Here is a 7,981-nt window from a genome sequence, read left to right on the forward strand (position 1 = left end):
GATTCGAGCCCCTGCTCGAAGTCGTCGATGCCCTCGTGGGTGGCGTACATCACCTTGCTGACCTGCAAGTGCCAGATACCGTCATCCAGCGGGGAAATCTGCGTATTCAGGGATTCGCCACGAAAATTCGTGGCGGCCGAACGGGCGCCGTCCTCGTCGGGAAACAAGGCGTAGAACTCGATCGGATGGACGCGGGCAAAGTCGAAACCGCCTTCTTTCATGCGGCGCAGTACGGAGGTGCTGACATCATCTTGGAAGGTTGTGCTCATGCAATGAACTCCTCTCAGGCGATGGCTCGATTGACCCTCTCGTCGTAAGGCGAACGCCTCTCGGCACGCGGCGATGCCGTACGGGATCAAGCGGGGATGAAGCGCGGAGCGACCAATTGGCGGACGTTCCCGGGTGGCATCCCGTGGGGCGAATGCCGAGGCCCGTTCCTGCAGGTTAGCGTCATCCTGCGAACCCTGTCGCTCCCTTCATTTCAATGGACCTTGCGGCGACGCCGGCGTCCTCGCCTTTTGTCGGACGCGCGCCAGTATGAAAGCGCGTTTCGCTGCAGACGCGCCGCGCCACGCTGCTACAGTCGGCCCATGAATGACCTCTCCAACAACCACCAAACGCTACGCCTGCCCTATCTGCCCCCATGGGACTGGCGGCATTTCCAGCGTTTCTTCGCCCAGCGCCTGCTGCCGGGCGTCGAGCTATTGGACGAGCAACGCTACGCTCGCAGCTTTCGCATAGGCGAGGTGCGCAGCTGGTTCGCCGTCAGCCCGCTGCCCGACGAGCACGCCCTGGCGCTGACCGTCGGCGCCGAAGCCCGCGAGCTGACCCAGGCACTGCTGCTCAAGGTGCGCCGGATGTTCGACCTGGACGCCGACCTCGATAGGATCGCCGCGCACCTGGGCAACGATGCGCTGCTCGGCCCGCTGCTGGCGCGTCACCCGCCGCTGCGCCTGCCCGCCGCGTTCGATCCGTTCGAGCAGGCGGTGCGAGCCATCGTCGGCCAGCAGGTCACCGTCAAGGCGGCAGTGACCATCACCCGGCGCCTGGTGGAACGTCTCGGCGAAACGCTGCCCGACGCGCCGGCTGACCAGCCACAGCGACTCTTTCCCACGCCCGCCGCGATCGCCGGCGCCGACCTCGCGCTCATCGGCATGCCCGGCAAACGGGTGCAGACGCTGCAACGCTTCGCCGCCGCGGTTGCCGAGGGTGCGCTGCGACTGCATGTGGAAGACGGCCCGGAGGACCTGGTGAGGCGCCTGCGCGAATTGCCCGGCATCGGCCCCTGGACCGCCGAGTACATCGCCTTGCGCGGCTTCGGCGCGGCGGACGCCTTCCCCGCGGCCGATCTCGGCCTGTTGAAGGCGCCGCTGTGGGGCGAGTCCGGCATCAGCGCCCGCCAGCTCCAGGCCCGCGCCGAGGCCTGGCGCCCCTGGCGCGCCTATGCAGCGCTGCACCTCTGGCACAACTATTCGGGAGCCTGACCATGCACTACCGCTACCTCGACAGCCCACTCGGTCGCCTGCTGCTGGTCGGCAGCGACGCCGGCCTGAACCTGGTGCACATGGATGAGCAGACGCATCTGCCGCCGCAGACGAGCTGGACGCAGGCGGAACGCCAGCTGGATGAGGCGTGTCGGCAACTGGACGAGTATTTCGGCGGCCGGCGGCGCCGTTTCGACCTGCCGCTGGCGCCACAGGGAACCGCGTTTCAGCGGGCGGTGTGGCAGGCGCTGCTGGAAATCCCCTTCGGCGAAACCCGCAGTTATCGCCAACAGGCCGAACGCATCGGTCGGCCCAGCGCCGTTCGCGCGGTCGGCACCGCCAATGGAGCCAACCCGCTCGCCGTGATCGTTCCCTGTCACCGGGTGATCGGCAGCGACGGAAGCCTCACCGGCTACGCCGGCGGACTGGCGCGCAAGGCGCTGTTGCTGGAACTGGAGCTGGAAGGCGCCAGCCTGCCGGCGCAGGCCAGACTGGCGTTCTGAGGTCAGCGCGCGAGGCGATGCGCCCGCGGCCCCATCACGAACCAGTTGAACAACCCCAGGACGGGAAACAGGGCAATCAGCGCGACCCATATCACCTTGACCCGTCGCGCCGAGTCGCTGCCCAGCACCTGGTAGATGGCCCAGAGGTGCAGCGCCAGGAGCACCGCACCGATGGCGCCGTAGGTCATTCCCATGTCGGGGTCCTCAGAGTCGCGCGGAACCGCTGCCGCGCGGGCCGGCGACGGCCCAGATGATCAGCCCCAGCACCGGCAGGATCACGATCAGCAGAATCCAGAGGATTTTCTTGCCGGTATCCGTACCGCTGCGCAGCACGTTGATGATCGCCCAGATATCCAGGGCAAAGATGATCAGGCCAAGCACACCACCAAACGCATCCATGAGATTTCTCCTAATGATCGGTCTCATTAGGATCGCGACAGGCGGTCAGAGGTTCAGCGCAATCCGCGAAGCAGGCGCCCTCACCCACCGGCAGTGGCCGCCTACCGTCAGTACTCCAGCGGCGGGAACTGGCTGGCGATCGGGTCGCCGGTGAAGGACGCCCTCCAGCCCTGCGGGTCGTTGAACAGCCGAATGGCGATGAAATCCGGCTCCTCGCCCATGTCGAACCAGTGCCGGGAGCCGGCCGGCACCGAGATCAGGTCGTTCTTCTCGCAGAGCACGGCATAGACGAAGTCGTCGATATGCAGGTTGAACAGGCCGCGACCGGCAACGAAGAAGCGCACCTCGTCCTCGGCATGCCGGTGCTCCTCGAGAAACCGGGCACGTAGCTCGGCCTTCTGCGGGTGGTCACGGTTGACGCTGACCACGTCCACGGCGACGTAACCGCGCTCGCTCATCAAGCGGTCGATCTGCGCCCGGTAGGCGGCGATCACCGCGTCCGATTCGGCGCCGGGGCGAACCGGTTGCGCGGCCTCCCAGCGCTCGAAGCGTACGCCGACCGCATCGAGGGTCGAGGCGATGTCCTCGAAGTGGCTGAGCACCTTGTTCGGCGACTGGGGGTTGGACAGGTGGTAGACGGACAGGCGGCTCATGCGGTTCTCCAGCATCGGGGAGCGACTCGGCGCGGCAGCGCGCGGGGCGGCCAGTGTAAAGGCCGGAACGGCGGATCAGGTAGACGGAGGGCCGGCCTCAGCCCGGCGTCGATCTGGTCGGCAGCGCGATGATCGCCGCCGCGCCCAGCGCCGCCAGGCTGGCGATGGCGAAGGTCCAGAACGCGCCCAGGGCGTTCCAGGTGTAGCCGGAATACACCGCGCCAAGCGCGCCACCGATGCCGGCAAGGGCGGCATACAGCGCCTGGCCCTGGCCCTGCTGGCGCGGCCCGAAGCTGCGCTGGACGAAGTGGATCGCCGCGGCATGAAAGGCGCCGAAGGTGGCCGCGTGCATCAGCTGCGCCAGCAACAGCACCCACAGGTGTCCGGCCAGCCCGCCCAGGAGCAGCCAGCGCAGCGCAGCCAGCAGGAAGCAGGCGAGCAGCACCTGGCGCAACGAGAAACGCCCGAGTATCCGCGCCATGCCGATGAACAGGATGACCTCCGCCACCACGCCCAGCGCCCACAGCTGGCCGATGGTGGCGCGGCTGTAGCCGAGCGTTTCCAGGTGGATGCTGAGGAAGGTGTAGTACGGGCCGTGGGACAGTTGCATCAGCCCCACGCAGAGGTAGAACGCCGCCACGCCGGGACGGCGCAGCTGGGCGATGAAGCCACCCTCGCCCAGGCCTGGCCCGCGAAACTCCGGACGCGCGTCAGGCACCCAGAGGCTGCTGGCGAGAATGCCGAGCATGATCACGATCAGCGCCCAGGGATAAGCGTCCAGACTGAAGCGGTCGAACAGCTCGCCCAACCCGACCACCGTGCAGATGAAGCCGATGCTGCCCCACAGGCGGATCTGGCTGTAGCGCGCCGCCTGCTCGCGCAGGTGCGCCAGGGTGATCACCTCGAACTGCGGCAGCACCGCGTGCCAGAAGAACGCATGCAGCGCCATCACCAGCGCCAGCCAGGCGTAGCGCTTGTCGAACAGGATCAGCGCGAAGCCAGCCAGCGTGCACACTGCGCCGAACCGCACGATGGCCAGGCGCCGACCGGTCACGTCGCCCAGCCAGCCCCACAGGTTCGGGGCGATGCAGCGCATCAGCATGGGAATCGCCACCAGCTCGCCGATCCTCGCCGGTGAAAAGCCGAGATGGGCGAAGTACAGGCCGAGGAACGGCGCCGTACCGCCGAGCAGGCAGAAATAGAAGAAGTAGAAGCCCGACAGCCGCCAGTAAGGCAATACGGCGGCGGTCACAGCTGGCCGAGTACCGGCGTGGCTACCCGGACGTCGGCGTTCTGCCCACGATGACGGAGCAGGTGATCGAGCAGCACGATGGCCATCATCGCCTCGGCGATCGGCGTGGCGCGTATGCCGACGCAGGGGTCGTGGCGGCCCTTGGTGATGACCTCGACCGGATTGCCGTCGACATCGATCGAACGACCCGGCGTGGTGATGCTGGAGGTTGGCTTGAGCGCCAGGTGCGCGACTATGGGTTGCCCCGAAGACACGCCGCCGAGCACACCGCCGGCGTTGTTGGAGAGGAAGCCCTCCGGCGTCAGCTCGTCGCGGTGCTCGGTGCCGCGCTGGGCGACGCAGGCGAAACCGGCGCCGATTTCCACGCCCTTCACCGCGTTGATGCTCATCAGCGCATGCGCCAGCTCCGCGTCGAGGCGATCGAAAATCGGCTCGCCGAGCCCCGGCGGCACGCCTTCGGCGACCACGGTGATCTTCGCGCCGACGGAATCCTGGTCGCGGCGCAGCTGGTCCATGTAGGCCTCCAGCTCCGGCACCTTGTCCGGATCGGGACTGAAGAAGGCGTTCTGCTCGACGCTTTCCCAGCCCTTGAAGGGAATCTCGATGGGGCCAAGCTGGCTCATGTAGCCGCGCACCGAGATGCCCATCGTCGCCAGGTACTTCTTGGCGATGGCGCCCGCGGCGACGCGCATCGCCGTCTCGCGCGCCGAGCTGCGGCCGCCGCCCCGGTAGTCGCGGATGCCGTATTTGTGGTGGTAGGTGTAGTCGGCGTGGGCCGGGCGGAACAGGTCCTTGATCGCCGAGTAGTCCTTGGACTTCTGGTCGGTATTGCGGATCAGCAGGCCGATGGAGTGCCCGGTGGTCTTGCCCTCGAACACGCCGGAGAGGATTTCCACCTCGTCGGCTTCCTGGCGCTGGGTGGTATGCCGGCTGGTGCCGGGCTTGCGCCGGTCGAGGTCGCGCTGCAGGTCTTCCAGGCTCAGTTCCAGCCCCGGCGGGCAGCCGTCGACGATGGCGACCAGCGCCGGGCCGTGGCTTTCGCCGGCAGTGGTGACGGTGAACAGCTTGCCGAAGGTATTGCCGGACATGCAGGGCTCCGCGATGGCCTGAAACGAAAAAGGGCCGGCAGTATAACCGAGCCTGCGGCGGTTTCGCCGCCCACCCGGCTCGCGCATACTGCCCGCCACGCCCTGACCACTCTCGCGGAACGGACCCCGATGCGCTCATTCCTCTGCCTGTTGCTGGCCATGCTCACGCCTCTCGCCTTCGCCCAGACCATCCTCAACCGCAGCGTCGAACTGGACACCCCGAGCGGCACGCTGCACGGCAGCCTGATGCTGCCCAAGAGCGACCAGTGCCTGCCCGTTGCGCTGCTGATCGCCGGTTCCGGGCCGACCGACCGCAACGGCAACAATCCGCAGATGCGCAACGACAGCCTCAAACGCCTGGCGCAGGTGCTGGCCAGGAACGGCATTGCCAGCCTGCGCTACGACAAGCGCGGGATCGCCGCCAGCCAGCCCGCAGGGCCGGACGAGCGGAGCCTGAGCGTCGAGCGCTACGCCGAGGACGCCGTCGCCTGGAGCCGGCAGTTGAAGGCCGACCCGCGTTTCGGCCCGCTGATCCTGATCGGCCACAGCGAAGGCGCGTTGATCGCCAGCCTCGCCGCGCAGAACGCCGGCGCCGATGCGCTGGTGTCGATCTCGGGCAGTGGCCGACCGCTGGATGCGCTGCTGCTCGAACAGCTGCAAGGCAAGCTGCCGCCGCCGCTGCTCGCCTACAGCCAATGGCTGATCGCCGAACTCAAGGAGGGTCGCGAGCACGACGATGTGCCCCAGCCCCTGCTGGTACTGTTCCGCCCCAGCGTGCAGCCGTACCTGATCTCGATGTTCCGCCAGGACCCGGCGAACGCTTTCGCCAGCGTGAAAGTGCCGGCGCTGATCGTGCAGGGTACGCACGATATTCAGGTCGCCGTGGAGGACGCCGAACGGCTGCACGCGGCCAAACCGGACGCCGAACTGCTGCTGGTGCCGGGAATGAACCATGTGCTGCGCATCGTCCCGGCGGCTCGCGAGCAGCAACTGGGCTCGTACAACGACCCGCAACTGCCGCTGGCGAATGCCCTGGGCAATGGAATCGTCGAGTTCATCAAGCGCACGCTTGCCTTAAGCAACGCGCAGAGCGGCCGATAACCCTCGCAGGCCAGAATCGCTGACAGCAGCCACGGACGCCGCGATGAACGACACCCCCTCCCAGCCGCCAGAGAACGAAACCACCAGGGCGCTGCCCTGGGCGGGCCTTGCGGCTGACCAGTTCCGTCTGCTGCGCCTGGCGCCCTTGCCGACCGACCGCCTCAGCGGCCCGCGCCCGCTGCGCTTCGTCCAGCTCGGCCGACTGGAACGCCATAGCCGCGAGCAGAGCCTGCTGCGGCTGACGCTGCAGTTGCCGAACCAGATCGTGCACAGCGATCAGAACGTGCTGGAAGTCTGGGCCGACCATCAGCGCAAGGTGGTTTACCTGGGGCACGACGACCTGCAGGTCGAACCGCAGAATCGCGGCCTCGGTCGTTTCCTGCTCGCCCAGGCGATCGGTTGGGCAAAGCAGCGCTGGGGCCACTATCAGATCGCCGCCGGCACGCTGCCACTCAAGGACGTGCTCAACGACGAGCTGCGCCAGCGCCGCGACCATTTCCTGCGCAGCCAGGGTGTCGACGTGCAGTATCCGGACGCGCTGCAGCTCAAGGCAGGCTACGCCGCCGCCCAGGTTGGCGATCTGCTCGGTGACTGGAATCAGGAAAAGGTCCAGATCATCGAGCTGCTCGACGCCGCGGCGATGCTGCAGCAGGCCGACCAGAACCTTCGCGAGCAGGATGTGAAGCTGCGCAAGCAGGAAGAGAACATCAATGCGATGAAGCGCGAGGACGGTACCCTGCGGTTCACCGTTTCCTGCCTGGCCGTGTTCGTGGTCTTCCAGGCCGGCCTGCTGATCTGGATCGCCACCCACTAACCCGCCCCGCTGCACTGGACGATGAGCCGAATAGCGACGACAATCGGCTCACCGCATGAGCCGATTAATCCGTTCAATCGGCTCAGCGAAACCAGGCGAAACAGCCATGAACGCTCCACACTGGATCTGGCAACAGCCCGATTGGCCGCATTTTCGCTGGCAGGCGGAGCGATTGGCGTCGCTGCTGCGCGAATGCGCCCAGACGCAGGGCCGGCTGCTCGGCATGGTGGGCGCGACGGCCAGTTCGCTCGGCGCCGAGAACGAACTGGATGTGCTGCTGCAGAACATCGTCACCTCTTCGGCGATCGAGGGCGAACAGCTCAACGTGGGCTCGGTTCGCTCGTCGCTGGCCCGCCGACTGGGCCTGGAGACGGACCAGGACGGCCGCGTCAGCCCGCGGAGCGAGGGCCTCGCCGAACTGATGCTGGACGCCACCCAGCACGCCGACCAGCCCCTCGACGAGGCCCGCCTGCTGCGCTGGCACCGGCTGCTGTTCAACGAGCAGAGCGCCTCTCCGCGTATCCGTGTCGGGGTGCTGCGCGGGGACGAGCCGATGCAGGTGGTATCGGGGCGTATCGACCGCCCCACCGTGCACTTCGAAGCGCCGCCGCGCGACGGCCTGGAACGGCAGCTGGGCGAATTCCTCGCCTGGTTCGCCAGTAGCCGGCAGGATGCGGGCCTCGATCC

General features: G+C 67.3%; 11 protein-coding genes. 5 read left to right on the forward strand and 6 right to left on the reverse strand.

From position 1 onward, the window contains the following. The coding region (locus tag B3E91_RS20050) for a ribonuclease E inhibitor RraB (protein ID WP_287031138.1) at window positions 1-269 on the reverse strand (269 nt) is incomplete at its 3' end. A 321-nt stretch (window positions 270-590) separates the two neighbouring features. Between B3E91_RS20050 and B3E91_RS20055 the strand changes: the two genes are divergently transcribed. Beyond that, window positions 591-1,484, forward strand: coding sequence for a DNA-3-methyladenine glycosylase family protein (locus B3E91_RS20055; RefSeq protein WP_287031139.1), 894 nt, complete (start codon window positions 591-593; stop codon window positions 1,482-1,484). A 2-nt stretch (window positions 1,485-1,486) separates the two neighbouring features. Continuing rightward, window positions 1,487-1,987 (forward strand): methylated-DNA--[protein]-cysteine S-methyltransferase, encoded by a 501-nt coding sequence (locus B3E91_RS20060; protein WP_287031140.1) that lies wholly within the window; start codon window positions 1,487-1,489, stop codon window positions 1,985-1,987. A gap of 2 nt (window positions 1,988-1,989) precedes the next feature. Here the strand turns inward: B3E91_RS20060 and B3E91_RS20065 are convergent, their stop codons facing one another. From B3E91_RS20065 to aroC, 5 genes are all read right to left on the reverse strand, one after another. After that, window positions 1,990-2,181 carry a PLDc N-terminal domain-containing protein gene (locus B3E91_RS20065; RefSeq protein ID WP_287031141.1) on the reverse strand — a complete coding sequence of 64 codons (192 nt, stop codon included), beginning with the start codon at window positions 2,179-2,181 and terminating at the stop codon, window positions 1,990-1,992. Window positions 2,182-2,191: 10 nt separating this feature from the next. Beyond that, window positions 2,192-2,386, reverse strand: a complete 195-nt coding sequence (locus B3E91_RS20070) for a PLDc N-terminal domain-containing protein (RefSeq protein WP_282338317.1) — start codon at window positions 2,384-2,386, stop codon at window positions 2,192-2,194. A 107-nt stretch (window positions 2,387-2,493) separates the two neighbouring features. Next, on the reverse strand, window positions 2,494-3,039 hold the full coding sequence (locus B3E91_RS20075; RefSeq protein ID WP_287031142.1) for a 1,2-dihydroxy-3-keto-5-methylthiopentene dioxygenase: 546 nt from the start codon (window positions 3,037-3,039) through the stop codon (window positions 2,494-2,496). Between the two features lie 97 nt (window positions 3,040-3,136). Further along, window positions 3,137-4,291: an MFS transporter gene (locus B3E91_RS20080; RefSeq protein ID WP_287031143.1), complete on the reverse strand. Its 1,155-nt coding sequence runs from the start codon at window positions 4,289-4,291 to the stop codon at window positions 3,137-3,139. Continuing rightward, complete coding sequence (gene aroC, locus B3E91_RS20085) at window positions 4,288-5,379, reverse strand: chorismate synthase (protein WP_287031144.1); 1,092 nt, start codon at window positions 5,377-5,379, stop codon at window positions 4,288-4,290. The genes B3E91_RS20080 and aroC overlap by 4 nt, the downstream gene beginning before the upstream one ends. 129 nt (window positions 5,380-5,508) lie before the next feature. Between aroC and B3E91_RS20090 the strand changes: the two genes are divergently transcribed. The 3 genes from B3E91_RS20090 to B3E91_RS20100 all read left to right on the forward strand — a co-directional run. Further along, window positions 5,509-6,480 carry an alpha/beta hydrolase gene (locus B3E91_RS20090; RefSeq protein WP_287031145.1) on the forward strand — a complete coding sequence of 324 codons (972 nt, stop codon included), beginning with the start codon at window positions 5,509-5,511 and terminating at the stop codon, window positions 6,478-6,480. A 43-nt stretch (window positions 6,481-6,523) separates the two neighbouring features. Next, complete coding sequence (locus B3E91_RS20095) at window positions 6,524-7,294, forward strand: hypothetical protein (protein ID WP_287031146.1); 771 nt, start codon at window positions 6,524-6,526, stop codon at window positions 7,292-7,294. Window positions 7,295-7,400: 106 nt separating this feature from the next. Further along, window positions 7,401-7,981 (forward strand): DUF4172 domain-containing protein (locus B3E91_RS20100; RefSeq protein WP_287031147.1); only part of this gene is annotated, 581 nt, incomplete at its 3' end.

The sequence above is a fragment of the Pseudomonas sp. UBA6310 genome, from assembly GCF_002438225.1.
In the GTDB taxonomy this organism is placed as follows: domain Bacteria; phylum Pseudomonadota; class Gammaproteobacteria; order Pseudomonadales; family Pseudomonadaceae; genus Pseudomonas_O; species Pseudomonas_O kuykendallii.

What these genes read in the sequence shown, in the direction of transcription:
- B3E91_RS20095 (WP_287031146.1), top strand. Translation starts at nt 6,524, where the DNA reads ATGAACGACACCCCCTCCCAGCCGCCAGAGAACGAAACCACCAGGGCG.
- aroC (WP_287031144.1), bottom strand. Translation starts at nt 5,379, where the DNA reads ATGTCCGGCAATACCTTCGGCAAGCTGTTCACCGTCACCACTGCCGGC.
- B3E91_RS20070 (WP_282338317.1), bottom strand. Translation starts at nt 2,386, where the DNA reads ATGGATGCGTTTGGTGGTGTGCTTGGCCTGATCATCTTTGCCCTGGAT.
- B3E91_RS20060 (WP_287031140.1), top strand. Translation starts at nt 1,487, where the DNA reads ATGCACTACCGCTACCTCGACAGCCCACTCGGTCGCCTGCTGCTGGTC.
- B3E91_RS20090 (WP_287031145.1), top strand. Translation starts at nt 5,509, where the DNA reads ATGCGCTCATTCCTCTGCCTGTTGCTGGCCATGCTCACGCCTCTCGCC.
- B3E91_RS20075 (WP_287031142.1), bottom strand. Translation starts at nt 3,039, where the DNA reads ATGAGCCGCCTGTCCGTCTACCACCTGTCCAACCCCCAGTCGCCGAAC.
- B3E91_RS20055 (WP_287031139.1), top strand. Translation starts at nt 591, where the DNA reads ATGAATGACCTCTCCAACAACCACCAAACGCTACGCCTGCCCTATCTG.
- B3E91_RS20065 (WP_287031141.1), bottom strand. Translation starts at nt 2,181, where the DNA reads ATGGGAATGACCTACGGCGCCATCGGTGCGGTGCTCCTGGCGCTGCAC.